Here is a 21110-nt window from a genome sequence, read left to right as displayed (position 1 = left end):
CGGCTGCATCGAAGGCTCAAGCAACTGGGCTACAAGCCGCCGTTTAAGTACATCTCGATGACCAGTTGGAGAAATGCAGCGAGTCCATTAGCCAGCCACGCGATGCCAAACAAATGGTTCGATGAGCAAGGTTTGGTGAATCTTGAAGAAGTGAGAACGGGGTATGTGTTCAGTGTTTATACTGAATGGAAGTTTGCATGAGCCGTATACGAGGTCCGTACGTACGGTTCTGTGAGAGGGATGAGGCGGCAACGCCTCACCCTACTCGATATTTAGCCACAATCTTCTTATTTATTCAGGTTTTTCTGGATGGTATCTGTATACCACTCTTGGAAATTCATTACGCCAAACTCGAAAGTTTCAGAATATGGTCCTGCTTGATAGCCTATAGAGTTAATCCCTCGTTGGTTTTCTTCACCAAGAATTCTGTCTTGATCATTGGTGGCATCCCATACATAGCGTAGGCGATTTGGATCATAGTCTTCACCTTCCACTGCGTCTTTGTGTACGAACCATTTGGTGGTAACTATAGACTCTTGAGCAGAGATTGGTAATACACGGAATACAATGAAATGATCAGATTGCATGTGATTCCAAGAGTTGGGTAAGTGCAGAATTCGCATAGAGCCCAGCTCAGGATTTTTGATATTACCGAGTAATTTTTTGCAGCCCGCTTCGCCGTCGATTGTCATTACCTTCGTGCCTTTCTTTAGTGGCATTCGAACAATACGGTTGCGTTTACCTGGGCCGAAACTGCGGTGTTCGTGTGGAATGCCTTCTTCATCCCATTTGGCGGCTTGATCAGCGTAGTGGTCTAGGAAGTCTTGTGGTGCTCGTGGGTCGTTTGTGTCATCCCATTCTAGAATAGTATTTAGCAGCTCAGGGTGGCTGCCGACACAGTGGTAGCATTCACGATTGTTTTCAAGTACGAGTTTCCAATTAGCTTTTTCGTACATGTTAGACTCAGCGACCAATTTTGTATTTTCTACGTCGTAGGGAGCCATGTATTCTTCGAGTGTTGCTAGGAACTCATCAAAATCTCCTTGAGGCTCTTCTTTGCCTAGAGAAATAAAGATGAAACCTCCTGCTGTTTTGCAGTGAGCTTTCTTCAGGCCGTGCTGGGATTTATCAAAGCTGTCGCCCATCTCGGTTCCTGCAAACAGTAGGTTCCCTTTAAGGTCGTAGGTCCACTGATGGTAAGGGCAAACCAAGTTTGCTACTTTGCCGCGATGTTCTAAGCAGACGCGCGAGCCTCGGTGACGACAAGTGTTATGAAAAGCATTTACTGAGCCATCTGCATCGCGAACGATCAGAACTGGGTTTTGTGCGATTTCAACAGTGAAATAATCGCCACGGTTTGGCACTTCGCTGGTCATACCAACAAATAACCATTCCTTCTGGAAAATTTCCTCCACATCGACGCGGAACATGTGTGGATCGTTGTATAACGGGGCGTCCAACGAGTAATTTGCAGGGCGAGCCTGAAGCAATTTTGACATTTCTGTGCGTGCTTCTTGAACAGTAGCGTAACGTATATTTAATAGATCATTTTGATTCATTAGAGTAACCCTCTATAACAAAGCTGAGTTAATGTCGCTTCTCTCGTCGAACCGATAATTTCAGGTTAGCCAAATAGGCATTCCTTTTTTACCGTTGTAATTATGGCGCTATCCTCACTGATATTTAGGGGGTGGGAATGTCCAAATACGACATGTTCAAATTCATATATCGACGGTGTTTGTTATGTGGAGCATTTAAAGCTATTTCGTTGATTTGGATCAATAATTGATCGCCGAGAAATAGATGCTTTTCGGGGATCGGGGCTTTGACTCTTGCTCGTTCGGCTTCTTTAAGTGGTCAACACGCCACATTTAGTGAAATGTTGACTACCTATTGAGACGCAGATTTCGGTAGTGGCCAAGTGAAATTGGTCACTACTTTATGATTAACACAGGACTTTAATCTTACTATTGAGTAGTTGATTGGGGAGGTTTTTGTGTGTGTTTAGGCGTTTATTTAGCCCCTTTTTCTTTTAGCAAGTAGTCGATGTGATTACGTAATAAGCTAGCTGCATTGGTGAAGCTTTTATTATTCGGAATAATGAAATCCGCTTTGTTGCGAATGTCGATCGTTTTAAGTGATGCCTGACGTACATGGCGCATGTAGCGGCTGGTAACCTCATTGACATCGCGTCCACGTTCTGCAATGTCACGCTTCAGGCGTCGTACAACAGCAATATCCATATCGGTATCCACATAAAGAAGATAGTCAACTGCATCTCGTATCCCCGCGTCTTGGAACATCATATGACCTTCAACGAGAACAACGTGTGTTGGATCTAGATTGCGATAACCTATACGTCTGTGTTGTGAGTGATCGTAAACTGGGATTTCATTTGGTTGCTGGCGGTTTTTGCAGTTATGAATAGCCAGCGTGAGGCTTTCAAGGTCTAACGAACTTAAGTCGTCAAAGTTATAAACGTCTGGATCAATGCTGCCGCATCCATTGTAAAAACTGTCTTGGCATAGGATGGTGATTTTGTCACCTTGTCCTTCCGCTAATAAAGAACAAAGTCGGCTTTTTCCGCTGCCGGATACGCCTGTGATGCCAATAACAAGAGCCATGTATTACCTCAGAAAATAAAGTTTTGGTGCTCCTTGAGTTTAAGGAGTTTATAATGTTGTATTATATATCAGGTTTGATCATTTTTACCCGTCAAACTGAAGCATGACATCTCAAAGGAAGGATTAATGCGTAAGAAAGTTGCCCCAATGTTTGCTCTGTTTATTTTTGCTCTTTCTATGGGAGCTGCGACCTTAGTTAAGGCAGAAGCAAATGATGCCTCTCGATCTTCTAATGTGGCTGAATTGTTTGGTTTACCGTTAAATGATTTGAGTGTGTCTCATTTAGAAAAGCAGCTTAATGGCATGGGGTTGCATAGTTATCCATCTTACAAAGATGGTGTTATAAGTTACAGTTTAGGGCCTGAAGGTATTTTAGGGGTAACTAATGCGACTATTTATTCAAATGGATCGGGTTATATTAGTAAGGCGTTGTTATCTGGTGTTGTGGAAAGCAGTGAAAAGCGTAAGGCGTTAGGTGAGTTGCTTGCACGAAAGTATGGTAAACCCAGCGAGGGTTTTCTTAATAATGGAATTGGGCGTTCGAAATGGCTGTTTAAAGATGGCACCATGATTGAATTTCATAACACGACTTATGACGTGTCGCTCGTGTACGTTGATGAAAGTCCAAAGGTGGCCACTCGATCTGGGCAGATTGATGTTGAAGCCTTGTCTCGTAAACATCAATAATCTTATAGTCTGTTTATCGTATTGTTAATTATCTATGTTTATTCTTGATCTGAATCTTCGTTTGGCGCATTTTCTTCAGCCTTATCTTCAGGATATTTCTTTGGCGCTGGTGGCTACTTGTTTGGTGGTTTACGGCGACAAAGTGAACGGTTTCCTAAAAAACTTGGTGTCTTCTTGGGTGTTTTTGGCTCGAGTGTTGGCATTTATTCTTATGTGTACTTTTGGTTATGGGCTTTTGACCTTGTGGAGCCAGCCATTGGTTTATTGGGGAATTACCCGCGTAGATTTGGTATATCGCCCCGCTTTAATTCTGTTTTGCTTCTGTCTTTTGGGTGTTTTGGCCGAAAGAAAGCGTCATTTGTAAAATATTTCATGAAATTTCCTGTCAGTTCTTGTTGCCAAATTACAACATAATCGCACTATTATTACGGATCCACCGTGTAATTGTGTGATTATGTAGTAAAGTTTCTAGACCTTCTTTGTTATTTCGTTATTTCTATAAAAAAACACGCTAAACACCCGATTTTAAAGGTTTTTTGTAGTGTTCTTACAATTTGTTTTTGTCCTGAACTGCCGTTAGACTGCGCCCATATTGATACAACAGAGTCTTTTTTCGGGGGCAGAAAATGACAAGCACTTGGTTACAAGCACTTTCGCAAGCAGAATCTATGATTCCACTTTTGGGTAAACTTGGTCGTGAAAAAGCGGTTAAAGTTCAGTTGGCAGGAAACACCTTAATGGCGGATTCTGTGACTGGTTTGATGGCTGCGTTTGATCAACATCCAGAACTAGATCTTGCTCAAGTCTATCAAGTGTTAGAGCAAGTGTTAGCAAGTGATATTGCCAATACAGTTGTTGAGCTTGAGTCTTTAATCGCTGAAGCGGATGTTGAAGCTGTACTAGCTGCTCAGTCAAATGATGGTACTGAAACTCCAGTGGTTTTGTACGGATTTGGTCGAATTGGTCGTTTACTTGCGCGTCGCATGTGTGCGCTTGGCCATACAACTCCAGGCATGGCATTGGCTGCGATTGTTGTGCGTAAAGCGTGTGACAATGATCTGTCTAAGCGTGCTAGTTTGTTGAAATACGATTCTGTTCATGGTGTATATGACGGCTTAGTGAAAGTAGATGAAGAGAATCAAGCTCTTATCATCAATGGTTCGCCAGTAAAAGTTATTTACGCTTCTGATCCTGCTGAAGTTGATTACCAAGCCCATGGTATTAACAATGCTTTGCTTGTTGATAACACTGGCCGCTGGCGTGATCATGACGGTTTGAGTGTTCACTTGAATCGTCCGGGTATTGAACGTGTTGTATTGACCGCTCCTGGTAAAGAAATGAAGAACGTTGTATTTGGTGTGAACGATAGCGATATCACTGACGAAGATCGTATTGTTTCTGCTGCATCTTGTACTACAAATGCGATTACACCGATTCTATCCGTATTAGAAAAAGCTTACGGTATCGAGTCAGGTCATGTAGAGACCGTTCACGCTTATACGAATGACCAAAACCTAATCGATAATATCCATAAAGGTGATCGTCGTGGCCGTGCCGCTGGCATGAACATGGTGATGACTGAGACTGGTGCTGCAAAAGCTGTATCAAAAGCCATTCCTTCTTTAGAAGGTAAGTTGAGCGGTAGCGCAATCCGAGTTCCAGTTATCAACGTTTCGATTGCGGTATTAAGTTTGAACTTGAAGTCTGCGACGTCGGTTGAAGCGATTAATCAGTTGTTGAAAACGGCATCAAATAGCGCTGAATTGACAGGTCAGATCGGCTACAGCGAAGAGCATGATGCGGTAAGCTCTGACTTTATCGGTTCTCAGCAAGCGGGTATTTTGGATTCTCTGTCTACGAAAGTTCGTGGCAATCAAGCAACTTTATACGTTTGGTACGATAATGAGTATGGCTACAGCTGTCAGGTTGTGCGTTTGATGGAGAAGCTTGCACAGGCAAATTTTACTAAGGCTGAATTGCTCGAAGACAAAGCAAAAGCAGCTTAAGATATGACCGGACACATTTAACGTGTGTTATTTAACGGCGACCTTTGGGTCGCCGTTTTTTTTTGCCTCAGATTTACGGACATAATTTTGAGGCAAAAAAAAGCCGGATAAAATCCGGCTTCAACAAAAGTAACTAGCAGTTGCGAATAACATCATCCTGTGGGGAATGGTGATATTCATCTAAAACATGACTGTGGGACAGGTTTTAGAAGTAATACAGTTAGGGCTGTATCAGTAAATATTAGGTCGCTGTTCAACCTAAGAGATTAACTAATTCTATCTTTTTGGATTGGTGTTACAAACGATATAAATTGATTTGTTGGATTAGCTGAATTAATGCAAAATATAGGATGTGTTTTTAAATCAATAATTTTGATTTTTTATTAAGCGATCATTTTTTTGTTAAATATTTGTTTATTAAGGATTTATGTAATATTTATGATGTGTTTTTTGCAGTTTTAGCTTTATTTTTATTGGTTTTTTAATTCAATGTATGTCTGATTTTGCAGTAGCTGAGATCGTCTTATGGTGGTTTTTTTATGAAGTCTGTTCCTTTAGCTGGACTGGGTACATTTGCTATCGCGGCTCGTCATTTGAGTTTCACTAAAGCCGCGCAAGAACTGCACCTTACACAGGGGGCCGTGAGCCAGCAAATTCGTCAGTTAGAAGAGCGTTTAAAACTTACTTTGTTTGTTCGTTATCATCGACGTCTAGAGCTGACCGTGGCTGGTGTGCGTTTGGCTGTGCAATTGAATCATAGCTTTACTGAAATTAATGATTTGGTTTTAGAATTACAGGAAGAAGAAACATCTAATATTTTGACGGTTTCTGTTATGCCGTCCTTTGCAACTAAGTGGTTGATTCCTCGGTTGGGTAGTTTGCAAGAAGCCTATCCTGATTTACAGCTTCGCATTCAGGCCAACGATAGAGAGGTGAATTTCCAGCGTGACAGGATTGATGTAGCGATAGTACACAGCCATGTGCATAGTTCAAAAGGGCATATTGTTCCATTAATGAAAGACAAAGTGTTTCCGGTTTGTAGTCCTGCGTTTGCAGAACAGCGAGCTTTGACTGAAGCTAGCCAGTTAGCGCAAGTGCCTTTATTAAATGATGACTCTGAGTGGCGTTTTTCTAGTCCATATGCGGAGTGGGAGAAGTGGCTGTTATTGGCTAATGCAAAAGGCATTAAGCCTTCGCGCGGCATCAGTTTTAACCGTGGTGATCTTGCTGTGCAAGCAGCGGTTGCTGGACAAGGCGTTGCTTTAGGGAGAACGCCTTTGGTGATGGATGATATTCAGCAGGGAAGATTGATGATGCCGTTTTCAGAAACATTAGATGAAGGCCATGCTTATCTTTTTGTTTGTCCCGAAATGCAGCGTCAGCGAGAGCCGGTTCAGCAGTTACTCAGTTGGTTAGTCGCGCAATGCTACGAATATTCACCAGAGGATGCTTTGACGACGCCCGATGATTTGATTTCGTTGTAATTAGTTATCTAATAGTAATTTCACTGAAATCGCCAAACACATAATAATCACCATAGGGCGAATGAGCTTCGCACCTTTGGTGATAACGAGGCGTGAGCCAATTTGCGCGCCAAACCATTGTCCAATTCCCATCACAATACCCAATGCCCAAATAAGATGCCCACTAAAGGCGAACATAGCTAAAGAGGCTAGGTTGCTGGTCGCGTTGAGTACTTTTGTATGAGCTGTGGCTGAAACGACCGTGAGCCCCATCAAACACAAATAAGCAGTAGAAAAGAAAGCGCCAGTTCCTGGTCCAATCAATCCATCATAAAAGCCAATGCTGGTACCGATAATTACCGCAAACTGTATGTGAGTAAGGGAAAATTTACTGGCAATGTAAGGCTGAACCTTGGGTAAGAAGAAAAAGAAAATGGCAACCGCGATTAAGATAATTGGAACGGCTTTTAGCAGTAGGCTACTGTCTAAATAAGAGACTAATAGTGTGCCGCAGATAGCGCCGATGGCTGTCATCAAAATGGGGAGCCACATATCAGACAGCTTTACTTGTCCTTTTTTTATAAAGTGGTAAGACGCAGAGACTGTCCCTGCGCAACCTTGTAATTTATTGGTAGCAAGTGCTTCGGCTGGTGACAGCCCTGCCGCTAATAAAACCGGCACAGTAATTAAACCACCACCGCCTGCAATAGCATCAATGACACCTGCAAAAAAAGCGGCAGCAAAGAGGGCAAGATAGATCCAAATAGAGATATCGAAAAAAACAAAGTCCATTGAGTTTAGGTTCCTGTTAGGTGCGGGCTTGATGCTTTTTAGTAGATCAAAAAAAGCCTGTCCAAACAATCGTTTGGACAGGCTAAAGAGTAGTAATTATCGAGTTTTCTATTGGGCTAGATTAAATTTTGGTCTGTATGTAGCTTTCAAGTGTGTTTACTTGATCTGGTGTAAATTCAAGGCCAAGCTTAGTTCTACGCCATAGAATGTCTTCTGCTGAATGTGCCCATTCGTGCTTGATCAAATAATCCACTTCCACTTGATAAAGTTGATTACCAAAGTGCTGGCCAAGGTCGCTTTCTGAATTCGCTTTATTTAGTAATGTATGAGTTAGTGTGCCGTAGCTATTGGCGAATCGATGAGCAAGATGTGCGCCGATAAAAGGATAATCTTGTTGTAATTTCATCGCGAAGCCATCAAGAGACATACCTAAGTCTCCGCCAGGTAGAGGTTTGCTGTGAGTCCATTCGTTCCCAAGGTTATCAAAGTAGGGTGTAAGCTTTTTCATCGCAGACAAGGCTAGCTTGCGGTAGGTAGTGATTTTTCCGCCAAAAATGCTTAGTAATGGCGCTTGATGATTTTTGTCGTCAAGGTGTAATGTGTAATCGCGAGTGACGGCGGAAGGATCAGATGACTCATCTTCCAGTAGCGGTCTTACGCCTGAATAGCTCCAGACAACATCCGCTGGTGTGAGTGTTTTTTTGAAATGATCGTTCGCTACTTTCAATATGTATTGAGTTTCATTTTCTGAAATCGCTACATCGTTTGGATCGCCTTTGTACTCAACATCGGTTGTGCCTAACAGTGTGTAGTGTTCACGGTAAGGAATAGCGAAAACAATTCGTTTGTCGGTGTTTTGCATAATGAAAGCGTTTGAATGCTGATACAGCTTCGGCACAACAATATGGCTGCCTTTGATCATGCGAATGCCGTAAGGGGCTTTTTGTTCTAGTTTCGTTTCGATAAACGACGATACCCAAGGGCCCGCAGCATTGACTAAAGCTTTTGCTGTGATTTCTTGAGTTTCTTTGGTTATTTGATCCTCTAGGCTGATGTGCCATTGGTTGTCGATACGTTTGGCAGAAGTGCAACGAGTGCGAGCAAAAATAGACGCGCCATTTTGCTGAGCACTAAGCGCATTGGTTACCACTAAGCGAGCGTCATCAACCCAGCAGTCTGAATATTCGAAACCTTGCTTAATATCGTCTTTTAATGGGCTGTCAGCACCGTATTTAACGCCTTTTGAACCTAACAGTGTCTCGCGCTTACCGAGGTTGTCATAAAGGAACAAGCCAATACGAATTAGCCAAGCTGGACGTAGGTGTGGTCTGTGAGGCATTTGAAAGCGCATCGGCGTTACAAGGTGAGGAGCGACTTTTAACAATACTTCACGTTCTGTTAGGGCTTCTTTTACAAGGCGGAATTCGTAATGCTCAAGATAGCGCAAACCGCCATGAATCAATTTACTACTCGACGATGACGTAGCATGAGCCAAATCTCCCATTTCGCAAAGACCCACATTTAGGCCTCGTCCTGCTGCATCAGCGGCTATTCCTGTGCCGTTAATGCCGCCGCCAACAACAAATAGGTCAAAATGGGAGTGATTCATACTAAGCCTCACGATCTAAAATGCGAATGTTTATGTTCGAAAGTGAACATTTGTGTTCGATATTAAACCTCTAAAGCGATTATGACAATAACGCTTTGTGAAGTTTTGGTGAAGATTTGATCTTTTTTAGGTTTGAAGAAGGGTGGAAATTGAAGTCAGCTGAGTGAATTACTGTGATGGTACTGGGCCCAAGGGTTACTTGGGCGTGCAGATTTCCAATCGAACTTTGTGCTCTTTCATTAGTTTGATGATGGCCTTTGGTGGCTGCTCATCTGTAAATAGTCGGTCTACTTGGGTGATGTTGCCTAAACGAACAACTGCATTGCGACCGAATTTAGCGCTGTCAGCAGCGAGAAAAACAGTACGTGAGTTATTGATGATACTTTGCGCTACTCGAACTTCTTGGTAGTCGTAATCTAATAGTGAGCCATCATTAGGGTCGATACCACTAATGCCTATGATGCCAAAGTCCACACGGAATTGATTGATAAAGTCGATAGTGGCTTCACCCATAACGCCGCCGTCCCGTGAGCGAACGGTACCGCCTGCAATAATCACTGTAAAGTCTTCTTTTCCGCTTAAAATCGCAGCAACGTTGAGATTGTTGGTAATAACTTGCAAACCTTGGTGATTCAATAGTTCGCGTGCGACGGTTTCGGTTGTGGTGCCAATATTAATAAATAAAGAGGCATTATTTGGAATTTCGGCGGCGATTCGTTTAGCAATTTGCTCTTTCGCAGGTAGTTGCAAAATTTGTCGGGTCGCATAAGCCACGTTGGTAGTACTAGAATCGTAACTCGCACCACCATGATGTCTGCGTATTTGATCTGCCTTTGCCAACTCATTAATATCACGGCGAATGGTCTGCGGTGTGACAGCAAACTGGCTGGCCAATTCATCGATTGTCACATATCCCTTTTCTTTCACTATGGCGACAATATTGTCTTGGCGAGAGAGTTGGCCCATCTTGTTTTCTTCTCCTGATAAAAGACATTACTTGTTAAACGAAGCTTGCTAAACGAGTGCGCATTGGTTTTTAATAGGGAATATTCGTATTTGAATATTCATGTTCAAAAAACAAAACAACAATTGAGTCGCTTGCTTTTTTGAGTGACTGTGATTTCAAAGAGAATTCACCATGACACATTATATTCTGGCTATTGATCAAGGCACCACCAGTTCTCGGGCTATTTTATTTGATGAAAAAGGCTCTCGTGTTGGCCAATCTCAGCAAGAATTCCCACAAATTTTCCCCGATGATGGTTGGGTTGAGCATGATCCCGAAGATATTTGGTCATCTACTTTAGCTGTGTGTCGCTCTGTTCTCAAGGATACAGGGATCGACGCTCAAGCGATAGCAACTATAGGTATCACCAATCAGCGCGAAACCACCATTTTATGGGACATCGACACTGGAAAGCCGGTTTATAATGCCATTGTTTGGCAAGATCGACGTACTAGTGGATTTTGCCAGTCTTTGAGTGATCAAGGATTAAGTGAAAAAGTACAAGAAAAAACCGGGCTGTTGATTGATCCATATTTTTCTGCAACCAAGATTCGTTGGATTTTAGACAATGTTGATGGTGCACGCGAAACAGCTCAGTCAGGTCGTTTGGCTTTTGGTACGGTTGACAGTTTTTTATTATGGCGACTGACAAATGGCAAGTCCCATAAAACTGATGCAACAAATGCCGCTCGTACTATGGCGTTTAACATACATACGCAGGAATGGGATGATGAGCTGATCAAGCTGTTAGGAATTGGTGATGTATTGTTTCCTGAAGTGATGGATTGTAGTGCTGATTTTGGTGTGATTGATGCTTCTTGGTTGGGCGCTGAAATTCCAGTCAATGGTATTGCAGGAGATCAACAGGCCGCTTTGGTTGGTCAGGCGTGTTTTACTCCCGGCATGGTGAAAAGTACTTATGGCACGGGGTGTTTCATGATTTTAAACACCGGTGATAAAGCGATTCGATCTGAACATAAGTTGCTCACTACCGTAGGTTATCGCCTGAATGGCAAAGTCACTTATGCATTAGAAGGTAGTATTTTTGTAGCTGGCGCCGCGATTCAATGGTTACGAGATGGCTTAAAGTTATTTGCTGATGCTAAAGAAACACAAAGTCTGGCCAAGCAAGCATTGAATGATGATTCTGTTTATTTAGTACCGGCTTTTACTGGGTTGGGTGCGCCATATTGGGACCCAGATGCTCGTGGTGCCATGATTGGGTTAACTCGTGATACTAGTGTCGCTGATATCGTTAGCGCTGGGTTGCGTTCTGTGTGTTATCAGACAAAAGACTTAGTTGGTGCTATGGCACAAGATGGCGCAACATTTAGCTCTTTACGCGTTGACGGTGGGATGGTAATAAACGATGTGATGGTGCAGTTCTTAAGTGATTTGTTAGAGATCACAGTAGAGCGTCCTTGCGTGACTGAAACAACCGCTTTGGGCGCTGCGTTTTTAGCGGGTTTGCAGGTTGGCCTTTATCAATCTTTGGATGAGATTGAAGTCTTGTGGAAAGCAGATAAATGTTTTGAGCCCACAATGGAAAAAGGCACTGGTGATAAATTGTATCAAGGCTGGCAAAAAGCCGTGGATCGTGTGCGTACACGAGACTAATTTTTACGATTTGATACATGCTTTGTCTTGTGTGAGAAGGCAAATATGGCTAACTTTAACAAAGGATGTTTATTCACAAAGGGTTTAGAGAATGTCGAAACAGTTTGCCGAAGTACAGCAAGATGATTTTATGAAGTTTGGTGGTGAGCGTCCAAGCTATTTAGAAATCGAAGATGCATTGATGTCTCTAGGTGGGCATGGTGTTGGTGGTAATAACTTCAAGAATGAAATGGTGAAATTGGCTGGCTGGACTGGTGGTGCATTGACTACTTATGCTCAGCGTGCAGCTGTAGCACAGGCTGCCTTCAATCGTATTCGTGAAGTGTTGCCAAAAGTAACTACCGCTGATGAATTGAGAGCCATGCTTAAAAGTTTGAAATAAGTAACTACTTTAAACTTAAGGCTTAAAAAGTAAAAAGGGGTGCGATGATGAATCGCACCCCTTTTTATGTTTGCGATTTGCTAAATATTATTCAGCGTCGGCGATGGCTTTCATGCCGTATTCTTCGTCGAGAATGCGGCCGATAACATTGTTACCAGCAAGGTGATGTGCATATTGCATATGCAGGCATCGGACTTGGTCCCAGTTTGCAATACCGCCAATTCCAAGCTTATCAAACAAAGGCTTGAAGCCTTTTTCTTCAATAATGGCTTTGTGCTCCGCGCTCATTACTTCCCAGCGTCTTGCGATGTAATCGCGGTGAGAAGCATGATGTGCTTCTCGCAATGTTTCGTCGTCTTTTATGCGCTGTTCAAGCTCTTTTACAACGCCATGACTTTCTATTTTTGCTAAAGCTTTATCGATAGCTTTGCTAGAAAGCCAATAAAGAGTTGGAAATGGTTGGTCGAAAACCCAAGTCTCCATTTCTAATACTTGAGGTACGCCGTTAGGTGAATAATGAGCAATGGCGCTGATGCCGCTTGGAGTACGTCCTAGTTGTGTTGTGATGATATCAATATCATGTTGAGAAAGTGTTGTTGTCATAATGTCTTATTGAAAATGTCTTCTAAAAGCGAAGAATTAAAGAGTGAACGCGGGAAAACTGGCGGCGAATTTTTGTATCCATTCAGCGGCGGCTTCATTGTAGTTGAGTCGTCGACCTTCGATTTTTGCTTGGCGTCGGTAATGTTCTATCTGAGAGAGCTGTTCGATCATGCGAACACAATAACACTCTTCTTTGGTAGGGAACTCAATGGCGATGTGGTATCCGTCTGTTTCTTTAGTGCACCAAGCTATACGGCCAGACACACAAAAGTTCGGGTCAATCTCTTCCAATGTAATTCTTACCGAGCGTCCATTATCAAAAGGACGAAGGGTGACATATGTGATACCGACAAACCCAACCCTATCTTCAGTAATTTGAGGAAAGGGCTGATCTTCTATTAGCGTAATGTCTAACGGAAGGTCTCTCGGATGTGCAACAAATTCCATCGCAACAAGCCAGCTACTATTTCAGATATTCATGTTATCGGCCAAGAAGGCAGAGTGTTTAAAAAAGAATGCGAATTGTACGCTTTTTGCCCTGTCTGTACAGACGAATTTTAGGATGTCTGAGGCCAAAATCATAACTTTTACTTATATACGAAAATACGCATTGCAGCACTTTTTATCATAAACTTCTTAGATCGCTGTATTAGCCTAGCTTAGGGGGCTGGAGCTGGCAAAGTCTACCGAGTTCTTTTAGTGCAGCGTCAGTTTTATTATCCCAATTTAGTGCGTAGTTTAGTCGAAAATGATGATCGAATTGCGCGGTTAAACTGAATGCTAATCCTGGTAGCAAGCCAATGCCAATTTCTAAGGCTTGGGAATGAAGTGTCATGGCATTTACGGTGTCTGGTAAAGTGACCCATAATAAAAATCCACCTTTTGGGGTCGAGGTTTTAGTACCTGCAGGAAAATGCTCCTGGATGAGAGACTGACAGCGGGCTAGGTTGGCTTGATAAGACAGTCGAGTTTTTCGTAAATGACGATCATACGCACCGTTTTCTAGAAAGTTGGCGATAGCGGTTTGAGTTAATGTAGGAATCGCAAGGGATTGGACATAAGCGTAATGTTCAATCTGAGTTTGAAAAGGCCCACCGACGATCCAACCAATGCGAAACCCAGGAGCGATACTTTTGGAAAAAGAGCTGCAGTAGATTACAGTATTGTGTTTGTCGTCCGCTTTTAGGGATCGCTCGCGCTTGTCTTTATAGCTCAGCTCACCATAAACATCATCTTCAATCAGAGTAAAACCGTATTGAACCGATTGGCTGAGAATGCGTTGTCTGGATTGATGGCTGAGTGTGGCGCCAATTGGGTTTTGATTATTTGGTGTGACTACGCATGCTTTGATATCCCATTCTTTGGCTGCATTTTCCAATAAATCTAAGTCTATACCTATTTCTGCGGAACAAGGAATCTCAATGGCTTTCAGTTTCAACACTTCAATAATTTGTAATACTCCATGATACGCAGGGCTTTCGATTGCAATGGTATCTCCAGCTTTTGCGACGGCTTGTAGCGAAAGCATCAAAGCGTTTTGGCAACCTAAGGTAATAGTAATGTCATCGGGCTGTAGTTGGCAGCCACTGTCTAGCATGCGGATGGCTATCTGACGACGTAAGCTGAGAGATCCTGGGGTGAATTCATAAGCTGCACATATTTCTGGCTCTAAGCGCATTAGGCGTCCAACAGAGCGCTGTAGCTGTCGTATTGGTAGGAACTGGCTTTTAGGGATAGCTGCGCCAAATTGAATGATATTGCCATCTTGTGAGGCGTGCAATAAGCGCCGTAGTAAAGCATGTATGGTGCTATCATTTTTAGTCGGTTCAATTTTTGCATATTCTGTTGGCTGGAGCTGAGTTTCTTGAACAAAGTAGCCTTTTTGCGGACGGGCTTTTATGACGCCTCTGTCTTCTAGCAAACTATAGGCTTGTAGGACAGTGGCAACACTGACTTCCATTTGTTTGCTGGATTTACGAACGGATGGGATTTTTGCTCCTGGTAAGAAAATACCTTCATGAACTTGATGTTCAATTTGATTAGCAATTTTTTCGTATAAGGGGCAATCCATAAAGCGCAGGTCGAATTCAAAGTGAGAGATGTCAAATCTACCAGATTGATGGATCGAAAGAAATCTATGCTGATTTTATGGCGCTAAGCTTCTCCTTTTCAATCGCGTTTTTCTAGATGTTCAAGTATAGGTACTCGTTGTAAACAAAGTGTTATGGTATTTCTGTATGTTTGGTCAGTTTTTATAGGTTTAAAAGTTTAGCTGCTGAATAGGTAAATAAAAAATTTAGAGGTCGATTATGTCGTTATCCGTTATTCAAAGGATTTTATTTGGCTTTGGTATTTTATTAATACTTCTGCTAATGATTGCTGCATCTGGATTTGTCGGCATCAACAAAATAGAAGATAGATTAAACGTTGTTACAGGGAAAGTTGCTAATATTTCATCGACTAGTAATGCATTAAAAGAGGATGTGAGTTTAGCAAATGCTGCGGTTTTGCAGTATTTGTTAAGTAAAACTCCTGACTCATTGGAAGATCTATCTAGTCGCTTTTCGGCACTTAAACATGAATTTGATGATGTTTCCGAGCAGCTGGCTGGGCAATTAAAAACGCTGCCAGGGATGACGAAAACGCTTGCCAAAATAGAATCTGAGGTGGAAGGTTTTTATGGTTTTACCGATGTTGCCTTTTCGAATCATAAAAAGATGTTGGAGCTGCAAGCTGCTATTCCAGATGAAAAACTTGATCTAAAAGACGCGATAGCTTTTGCCGCAGAAGATTTGGGTATGCTGGTGACAGACGGTGATACTTCTGAGATTCAATTTGCCGCTTCTTATATGCATAGCCAAGTCGAGAGCCTGCAAGTTACTGTGAATGATTATTTTGATGTGCGTAGCATGGATAAAATGCAGGAGCTACGTGATGCAATGGCTTCCAATATTACCAGTTTGAAAGACAAACAATCCTATCTAAAGGATGACAATATTAATGACCTGGTCAGCGAAATAGAAGGCAGCGTGCTGTCTGACGATGGTGTTATTGCAAAGTATTATGAAAATGCTCGTTTAGTGCAAGAATCCGAAATATTAGCTAAGCAACTTTCAGATAGCATGGAATTGGTGAATACCTCAGTTCAGCAATTATTGTCTGAAGCCACGGCAATGGGGATAAGTGCAAAAACAGAAGCTTCTGATGCTGCCACATTATCGACCATTATCATTGAAGTGGTGCTGGTAGTTTCCATCATTATTGCGGTGCTGGTGGCTTTATGGGTGAGCCGAAGCATTCGTCTTCCTCTAAAAGAGGTGATGACGGTATTAGGGAAGATTGCTGATGGTGATTTCACTCAACGCAGTAAAGTAAAAACCAAAGACGAATTTGGAGAGTTATCTGCTTGGGTAAATGGGCTGGTGGAGAAGTTACAAAAGGTCATGTCTGAGATTGAGCAGGCGTCTAATGAAGTAGCTGATTCGGCGGGGAGTAATGTTCGTCTAGCGAGTGATTCTAAACGTTTAATGGGTGCACAGAATGAGAGAACCACTGAGGTGGCTTCTTCTATGTCCGAGATGGTGTCAACGGTTGATCAGGTGGCGCAAAGCTCGGAAGTGATTTTACGTCAGATCCAATCGGTAGATCAAAGAGCCAGTCAAAACCGCGAACAAATGGATACCAATATTAATAAAATTGAGCATCTTCTTGGGCAAATTGAAACGTCCACAGCCGTTGTGAATGAGCTTGATGAGCACTCTAAAAGCATTGACCGAATTCTGGAAGTTATCCAAGGAATTGCTGAGCAAACGAATTTATTGGCGCTGAATGCCGCAATTGAGGCGGCTAGAGCGGGTGAGCAAGGCCGAGGTTTTGCCGTTGTTGCTGATGAAGTGCGTACTTTGGCCACACGAACACACAGTTCTACGGAAGAAATTCAAACCGTTATTGCGCAATTACAGCAAGGTGTCTCTAAAACCGTTGGCAGCATGGAAGAAAGTCGTAAGAGTGCCACTGACAGTGTCGATCAAGCGCGCACAGTTGGATTGTCACTGGCTGAATTGCAAGGCAGTATGGCTGAAATTCGGGACCTAAGTATGCAAATTGCCACCGCCGCTGAAGAGCAATCTGCTGTAGCACAAGAAATTAAGCAAAATGTATTAGAAATATCTGAGATGTCTGAACAGGCTGCATTGGGTTCCGATCGGAGTGAGAAAGATAGTGAAGGATTGGCTAAACTGGCGTCTCATCAGAAGTATCTACTTAGCCAATTTAAGATTGTTTGATGGTTTTTTTAAGATAGGTTGCGTTAATATTGGGGCAACTTAATTCTCTGGAGATAAAGTTTATGTCGATTCTTATGGGTGATATGTTGCCTCATGGTGCATTTCAGGTGATGGGAGAGGAAGGTCCTGAGACCGTAGATGTAACAGAGTTCTTCTCAGGTAAAACCGTGTTGATGTTTGCGGTTCCTGGTGCTTTTACACCAACTTGTAGTGCCAGTCATTTACCGGGTTACGTAGTGCATTATGATGCGCTTAAAGAGAAGGGAGTCGATGAAGTTGTTTGTCTTTCTGTCAATGATGTATTCGTGATGAATGCATGGGGTAAAGCCAACAATGCCGAAAACCTAATAATGGCAGCCGATGGTCTTGCAGAGTTTACCTGTTCCATGGGATTAGAGTTGGATATATCAGCGGCAAAAATGGGTATTCGTAGCCGTCGATACGCCATGTTGGTGACCAACGGCATTGTTCAACAGTTATGGTTGGATGAGCCAGGCGAATACAAGGTCAGTTCTGCAGAATATGTATTGTCTCAGTTATAAGCTTTTTGCTTAGCTTTTTTACTTAGGCAAAGAAAACGACGCACATGGCGTCGTTTTCTTATGTCTCATATTAGTGTTTCGCTCATTACTGGCTAATAACCAAATAAGTTTGGTAAGAAAGTTACCGTGCTTGGTACAAAGGTAATCAATATCAGGACAGCTAATTCTACTAAGAAGAGCGGCATGATTTGTCTAGATATAGCTGCGATGCCTACGTTAGCAATTGAGTTCGAAACGAATAGACAAATCCCCATCGGCGGTGTGACAAGACCTATCATCAGGTTAAAAATTACCACAATACCGAAGTGAACTGGATCAATACCAAGGCTCATCGCGATAGGGTGTAGAATCGGCAGCAATATCAGCATCGCAGCGATCCCTTCTAGGAATAGACCAACAACCAGCAAAATCACGTTAACTAGAATTAAGAACATCCAAGGGCTAGACACTTGCTCTAGTACCATTTGGCTGACAGTTTGCGGCACTCTTGAGAAAGTTAGCAACCAGTTCGCTGCCGCAACGACGCCAATCACGATTAGGATTACCGACGAGTCACGCATCGCGCGAATGAAGATGCGCGGTAAACTTGATATTTTCAAGCTTTTCAGAATAAACATACCAGCCAATAAGGCATATGCTGCGGCAAAAGCAGCTGCTTCCGTTGGTGTCACTATCCCAGTTAAGATGGAGCCCACAATAAAGATTGGCATGAAGAGTGGTATCCACGCATCAACAAAAGCCTTCCAACGCTCTTTCATGGACAGTTTCGCTTTTAACGGTGCGTAATGACCCGCAAAAAAGTAAACATAGATAGACAAGCCAATAGCTAGAAATAGCCCCGGTGTGACGCCAGCAAGGAATAGCGCAGGCACAGAAACACCGGTAGTGATCAACGCATAAATAATCACTGGAATACTTGGTGGAATCATGGGGCCGATTACAGATGAGGCAGCAGTTAGTGCTGCAGCAAAAGAACGTGGGTAACCTTCTTTTTCCATTGTCGGAATAAATACGCGTCCAAGTGCCGAGGTATCTGCAACTGCGGAACCAGATAGTCCGGCAAAAATAACCGACGCCCAGATGTTTACATGGGCAAGGCCTGCTTTCATATGACCAACTAATGCATTCGCAAAGTTGATAATTCTGCCAGTAATTCCACTTTCATTCATGAGCTCACCAGCTAGAACAAAAAGCGGAATGGCCAAAATAGAGAATGAATCTAGGCCGCTAAAAATACGTTGAGCGACGAGACTGACATTGAAAGGTAATGTATAAACATGACCAACAACACCCAATAAAATGGCGAACGCAATAGGGCTGCCAATCACCAAAAGAACAATAAGAATCCCAAGACCTAGCATAATTACTGTCCTTTCTCTAACGTTGAGGGTTGAAAGTAGTCGACGAGTCTAATAATCGCCGCAATAGCAAGACACACACCGCCAATAACCATAGCCACTTGAAAATAATACATTTGAATGCCTGTACCGGGAGCTTGTATTGCTCCTCGCTTCATCATGAAAATGTAGCCGGAATAGGTCAGCACACAGCCGCTTACTAGCGCAATAACGTCAGATATAAAATGCAGAGCATGGCGAATTCTAGCGGAGACCATATCTTCTAAAAAAGTAAAACGAATATGAATGCCCTCTAAATAACACAATGCCATACCAAACATGGTGCCGTAGATCATGGCGTATTTTGCGACTTCCTCGCTCCATTGGATCGGTGAGTTAAATAAGTAACGGCTCAAGCTACTTACTAAAACAACGCCAAATATAACGAATAGGGAGGTGCCGGTTAAAATCGAGAGAGTATTTTTATAGAGGCGCTTCATGTTGAGCTTTCCGGGTTGTGACAAAGGAAAAACAACCGAAAGCCATTAAAGAAAGCTCTCGGTTGCCTGATTTCAAGTACTGAGTTTATTTCGAGTTGCTAACGACTTTTACAGACATTTGAACGCGTTCAATCCACTCTGGCTGTACTTCACCTTTTAACCAGTTGATAACCGCTGGCTGCGCGATATCACGGAACTTAGCCATTTGTGCTGGTGTTGGAGTGGTGATTTGCATGCCATTAGCGGCAAGAGATTTTAAGCCTTTTGCAGAGTTAAATTGCTGTATTGCACGCCCCATTGTGCCTGCTACTTTAGCTGCACGGTCAATAATTGCGCGATCTTCATCGCTCAATGATTGATAAAGGTCTTCGTTGATTAGTAAGAAATCTGTGCCGTAAACGTGGCCGTCTAGTGTTAGATATTTTTGGAATTCATAGAATTTGTTCGCTTCGATAACACTCACTGGGTTTTCTTGTCCATCAACAACGCCAGTTGTTAATGCTGAGGGTACTTCAGGCCACGCAATTGGCGTAGGCTCTGCGCCCATTGCTTTTACCATTTCAACATATAGTGGTAGGGTTTGAACGCGGATTTTTAAACCATTTAAATCTTTTGGTTCTGCAACAGGGCGTTTTGAGTTAGTGAAATTACGGAAGCCTGTTTCGCCATAGGCAAGAGTGCGTAGTCCGCTTTCTTTCAAGCAATGCTCAGACAGTGCTTTACCGAATTCACCATCTAATACTTCCCAAGCAACAGGAGCTGATGGGAATAGATAAGGAATTTCTAGAACCGATGCTTCTTTACAAACTTTTGCAAAGGCGCCAGACACCATCGCCATGCTCAGCGTGCCTTCTTGAGTCGACTGAACAAGATCTGTTTCGCCACCAAGTTGGCCAGAAGGGTAGACGTTTACTTCAATACGACCGCCTGACTCTGCTTCCACTAGATTTTTGAAAACCTCTGTCGCCGCGCCTTTTTTAGAGGTTGTCCAATCTTGGGGATCTACGTGACCAATAGTAAGAGTAAGGTCGGCTGCGCTTGCGCTGCTAATAGCGCCGGCAGCAATTAATCCAAGTGTAATTTTTTTTGTAAGATTCATTTTTACGTCTCCAAGCTCGGGATCTCGTGTGTCCCGGTTGTTTTATTTTTGTATTTTCTACCCTACTTTGCAGTAACGCAGGCTGTTCTGTACTGAAACTAGCATTTTTAAGCTTCTAAATAATATAGGATCATTTTTAAAATACCCTATATTTTTTCTTAGAAGCTCACAACGATATTAAATGTGAACTAGGTTTACATTTGGCCTTTGTTTTTCATTCAATATCTAATTTTTGATCTGCTTTACTAAGCAACATGACCAAAATGTCGTAAATTTTGTATTTTTAGAAATGAATTTTTAATGTCTCTTATATATCGAAAAAGGAATACAAAAACATCATCCTGTTCGGTTTTTTTTGAAAAAGCCATATATATCATAGTGGTAATGTAGTTTTAAGGAGGCTTTTGGATTGTGTGAAAGTGAGGTTTCACCAAATAAATATCTAAAATGAGTAGATGTTGCCGTTGTATTAAAAAGCAGCTATCTCAAAATGCAATACCCTTTCGGTCAAATTGAAATAGCCAAATAGCCTATACACAAGAATACTCTGAACAGAT

General features: G+C 42.5%; 20 protein-coding genes. 9 read left to right on the top strand and 11 right to left on the bottom strand.

The features are described 5' to 3' along the window. Nucleotides 1-201, top strand: a 201-nt coding sequence (locus B6N13_RS19730; RefSeq protein WP_211172948.1) for a hypothetical protein, incomplete at its 5' end; no start/stop codon positions are given. 86 nt (nt 202-287) lie between these two features. On the opposite strand, the gene B6N13_RS19725 is transcribed toward B6N13_RS19730, so the two are convergent. After that, nucleotides 288-1559 (bottom strand): aromatic ring-hydroxylating dioxygenase subunit alpha, encoded by a 1272-nt coding sequence (locus B6N13_RS19725; protein WP_012071624.1) that lies wholly within the window; start codon nt 1557-1559, stop codon nt 288-290. Nucleotides 1560-2012: 453 nt separating this feature from the next. Then, on the bottom strand, nt 2013-2624 hold the full coding sequence (locus tag B6N13_RS19720) for a uridine kinase (RefSeq protein ID WP_012071623.1): 612 nt from the start codon (nt 2622-2624) through the stop codon (nt 2013-2015). 126 nt (nt 2625-2750) lie between these two features. Here B6N13_RS19720 and B6N13_RS19715 point away from each other — a divergent pair, with 126 nt between their 5' ends. The 4 genes from B6N13_RS19715 (at nt 2751) to gcvA (ending at nt 6801) form a co-directional block, all read left to right on the top strand. Next, nucleotides 2751-3311, top strand: coding sequence for a hypothetical protein (locus B6N13_RS19715; protein WP_012071622.1), 561 nt, complete (start codon nt 2751-2753; stop codon nt 3309-3311). A gap of 34 nt (nt 3312-3345) precedes the next feature. Continuing rightward, complete coding sequence (locus B6N13_RS19710; RefSeq protein ID WP_012071621.1) at nt 3346-3675, top strand: DUF3392 domain-containing protein; 330 nt, start codon at nt 3346-3348, stop codon at nt 3673-3675. Between the two features lie 262 nt (nt 3676-3937). Continuing rightward, nucleotides 3938-5317, top strand: a complete 1380-nt coding sequence (locus B6N13_RS19705; protein WP_012071620.1) for a glyceraldehyde-3-phosphate dehydrogenase — start codon at nt 3938-3940, stop codon at nt 5315-5317. Nucleotides 5318-5856: 539 nt separating this feature from the next. Next, nucleotides 5857-6801, top strand: coding sequence for a transcriptional regulator GcvA (gene gcvA, locus B6N13_RS19700; protein ID WP_012071619.1), 945 nt, complete (start codon nt 5857-5859; stop codon nt 6799-6801). On the opposite strand, the gene B6N13_RS19695 is transcribed toward gcvA, so the two are convergent. From B6N13_RS19695 to B6N13_RS19685, 3 genes are all read right to left on the bottom strand, one after another. Continuing rightward, nucleotides 6802-7572: a TSUP family transporter gene (locus tag B6N13_RS19695; protein ID WP_012071618.1), complete on the bottom strand. Its 771-nt coding sequence runs from the start codon at nt 7570-7572 to the stop codon at nt 6802-6804. A 121-nt stretch (nt 7573-7693) separates the two neighbouring features. Next, nucleotides 7694-9181 carry a glycerol-3-phosphate dehydrogenase gene (gene glpD / locus B6N13_RS19690; protein WP_169460354.1) on the bottom strand — a complete coding sequence of 496 codons (1488 nt, stop codon included), beginning with the start codon at nt 9179-9181 and terminating at the stop codon, nt 7694-7696. Nucleotides 9182-9376: 195 nt separating this feature from the next. Further along, complete coding sequence (locus tag B6N13_RS19685; RefSeq protein ID WP_012071616.1) at nt 9377-10147, bottom strand: DeoR/GlpR family transcriptional regulator; 771 nt, start codon at nt 10145-10147, stop codon at nt 9377-9379. A 172-nt stretch (nt 10148-10319) separates the two neighbouring features. Here B6N13_RS19685 and glpK point away from each other — a divergent pair, with 172 nt between their 5' ends. Next, entirely contained in the window at nt 10320-11804 is a 1485-nt protein-coding gene (glpK, locus tag B6N13_RS19680; protein WP_169460353.1) for a glycerol kinase GlpK, read from the top strand. A gap of 91 nt (nt 11805-11895) precedes the next feature. After that, complete coding sequence (locus tag B6N13_RS19675; RefSeq protein WP_012071614.1) at nt 11896-12186, top strand: hypothetical protein; 291 nt, start codon at nt 11896-11898, stop codon at nt 12184-12186. 87 nt (nt 12187-12273) lie between these two features. Here B6N13_RS19675 and B6N13_RS19670 read toward each other — a convergent pair whose 3' ends face one another. The 3 genes from B6N13_RS19670 to B6N13_RS19660 form a co-directional block, all read right to left on the bottom strand. After that, a complete protein-coding gene (locus B6N13_RS19670) occupies nt 12274-12789 on the bottom strand; it encodes a DUF501 domain-containing protein (protein WP_012071613.1) in 516 nt (171 codons plus the stop codon). A 36-nt stretch (nt 12790-12825) separates the two neighbouring features. Then, nucleotides 12826-13236 (bottom strand): energy transducer TonB, encoded by a 411-nt coding sequence (locus B6N13_RS19665; protein WP_012071612.1) that lies wholly within the window; start codon nt 13234-13236, stop codon nt 12826-12828. 202 nt (nt 13237-13438) lie between these two features. Beyond that, complete coding sequence (locus tag B6N13_RS19660) at nt 13439-14860, bottom strand: PLP-dependent aminotransferase family protein (protein WP_169460352.1); 1422 nt, start codon at nt 14858-14860, stop codon at nt 13439-13441. 238 nt (nt 14861-15098) lie between these two features. Here B6N13_RS19660 and B6N13_RS19655 point away from each other — a divergent pair, with 238 nt between their 5' ends. Continuing rightward, the gene (locus tag B6N13_RS19655; RefSeq protein ID WP_169460351.1) at nt 15099-17075 is read left to right on the top strand and encodes a methyl-accepting chemotaxis protein; all 1977 of its coding nucleotides are present in this window, start codon (nt 15099-15101) and stop codon (nt 17073-17075) included. Nucleotides 17076-17137: 62 nt separating this feature from the next. Continuing rightward, the gene (locus B6N13_RS19650; protein ID WP_012071609.1) at nt 17138-17617 is read left to right on the top strand and encodes a peroxiredoxin; all 480 of its coding nucleotides are present in this window, start codon (nt 17138-17140) and stop codon (nt 17615-17617) included. 92 nt (nt 17618-17709) lie between these two features. Here the strand turns inward: B6N13_RS19650 and B6N13_RS19645 are convergent, their stop codons facing one another. From B6N13_RS19645 to B6N13_RS19635, 3 genes are all read right to left on the bottom strand, one after another. Then, the gene (locus B6N13_RS19645) at nt 17710-18978 is read right to left on the bottom strand and encodes a TRAP transporter large permease (protein WP_169460350.1); all 1269 of its coding nucleotides are present in this window, start codon (nt 18976-18978) and stop codon (nt 17710-17712) included. A gap of 2 nt (nt 18979-18980) precedes the next feature. Then, nucleotides 18981-19454, bottom strand: coding sequence for a TRAP transporter small permease (locus B6N13_RS19640; RefSeq protein WP_169460349.1), 474 nt, complete (start codon nt 19452-19454; stop codon nt 18981-18983). Between the two features lie 85 nt (nt 19455-19539). Further along, nucleotides 19540-20553 (bottom strand): DctP family TRAP transporter solute-binding subunit, encoded by a 1014-nt coding sequence (locus B6N13_RS19635; protein ID WP_169460348.1) that lies wholly within the window; start codon nt 20551-20553, stop codon nt 19540-19542. Nucleotides 20554-21110 lie beyond the last annotated feature (557 nt).

Origin of the sequence: Marinomonas sp. UCMA 3892 (assembly GCF_012726345.1) — a bacterium.
GTDB lineage: Bacteria > Pseudomonadota > Gammaproteobacteria > Pseudomonadales > Marinomonadaceae > Marinomonas.
Note: the sequence above shows the minus strand (reverse complement) of the source record. Positions and strands in the feature narration are given on the sequence as shown.

What these genes read in the sequence shown, in the direction of transcription:
- B6N13_RS19705 (WP_012071620.1), top strand. Translation starts at nt 3,938, where the DNA reads ATGACAAGCACTTGGTTACAAGCACTTTCGCAAGCAGAATCTATGATT.
- B6N13_RS19715 (WP_012071622.1), top strand. Translation starts at nt 2,751, where the DNA reads ATGCGTAAGAAAGTTGCCCCAATGTTTGCTCTGTTTATTTTTGCTCTT.
- B6N13_RS19685 (WP_012071616.1), bottom strand. Translation starts at nt 10,147, where the DNA reads ATGGGCCAACTCTCTCGCCAAGACAATATTGTCGCCATAGTGAAAGAA.
- B6N13_RS19650 (WP_012071609.1), top strand. Translation starts at nt 17,138, where the DNA reads ATGTCGATTCTTATGGGTGATATGTTGCCTCATGGTGCATTTCAGGTG.
- B6N13_RS19665 (WP_012071612.1), bottom strand. Translation starts at nt 13,236, where the DNA reads ATGGAATTTGTTGCACATCCGAGAGACCTTCCGTTAGACATTACGCTA.
- B6N13_RS19710 (WP_012071621.1), top strand. Translation starts at nt 3,346, where the DNA reads ATGTTTATTCTTGATCTGAATCTTCGTTTGGCGCATTTTCTTCAGCCT.
- B6N13_RS19720 (WP_012071623.1), bottom strand. Translation starts at nt 2,624, where the DNA reads ATGGCTCTTGTTATTGGCATCACAGGCGTATCCGGCAGCGGAAAAAGC.
- B6N13_RS19640 (WP_169460349.1), bottom strand. Translation starts at nt 19,454, where the DNA reads ATGAAGCGCCTCTATAAAAATACTCTCTCGATTTTAACCGGCACCTCC.
- glpK (WP_169460353.1), top strand. Translation starts at nt 10,320, where the DNA reads ATGACACATTATATTCTGGCTATTGATCAAGGCACCACCAGTTCTCGG.
- B6N13_RS19655 (WP_169460351.1), top strand. Translation starts at nt 15,099, where the DNA reads ATGTCGTTATCCGTTATTCAAAGGATTTTATTTGGCTTTGGTATTTTA.
- B6N13_RS19645 (WP_169460350.1), bottom strand. Translation starts at nt 18,978, where the DNA reads ATGCTAGGTCTTGGGATTCTTATTGTTCTTTTGGTGATTGGCAGCCCT.
- gcvA (WP_012071619.1), top strand. Translation starts at nt 5,857, where the DNA reads ATGAAGTCTGTTCCTTTAGCTGGACTGGGTACATTTGCTATCGCGGCT.
- B6N13_RS19675 (WP_012071614.1), top strand. Translation starts at nt 11,896, where the DNA reads ATGTCGAAACAGTTTGCCGAAGTACAGCAAGATGATTTTATGAAGTTT.
- B6N13_RS19660 (WP_169460352.1), bottom strand. Translation starts at nt 14,860, where the DNA reads ATGGATTGCCCCTTATACGAAAAAATTGCTAATCAAATTGAACATCAA.
- B6N13_RS19725 (WP_012071624.1), bottom strand. Translation starts at nt 1,559, where the DNA reads ATGAATCAAAATGATCTATTAAATATACGTTACGCTACTGTTCAAGAA.
- B6N13_RS19635 (WP_169460348.1), bottom strand. Translation starts at nt 20,553, where the DNA reads ATGAATCTTACAAAAAAAATTACACTTGGATTAATTGCTGCCGGCGCT.
- B6N13_RS19695 (WP_012071618.1), bottom strand. Translation starts at nt 7,572, where the DNA reads ATGGACTTTGTTTTTTTCGATATCTCTATTTGGATCTATCTTGCCCTC.
- B6N13_RS19670 (WP_012071613.1), bottom strand. Translation starts at nt 12,789, where the DNA reads ATGACAACAACACTTTCTCAACATGATATTGATATCATCACAACACAA.
- glpD (WP_169460354.1), bottom strand. Translation starts at nt 9,181, where the DNA reads ATGAATCACTCCCATTTTGACCTATTTGTTGTTGGCGGCGGCATTAAC.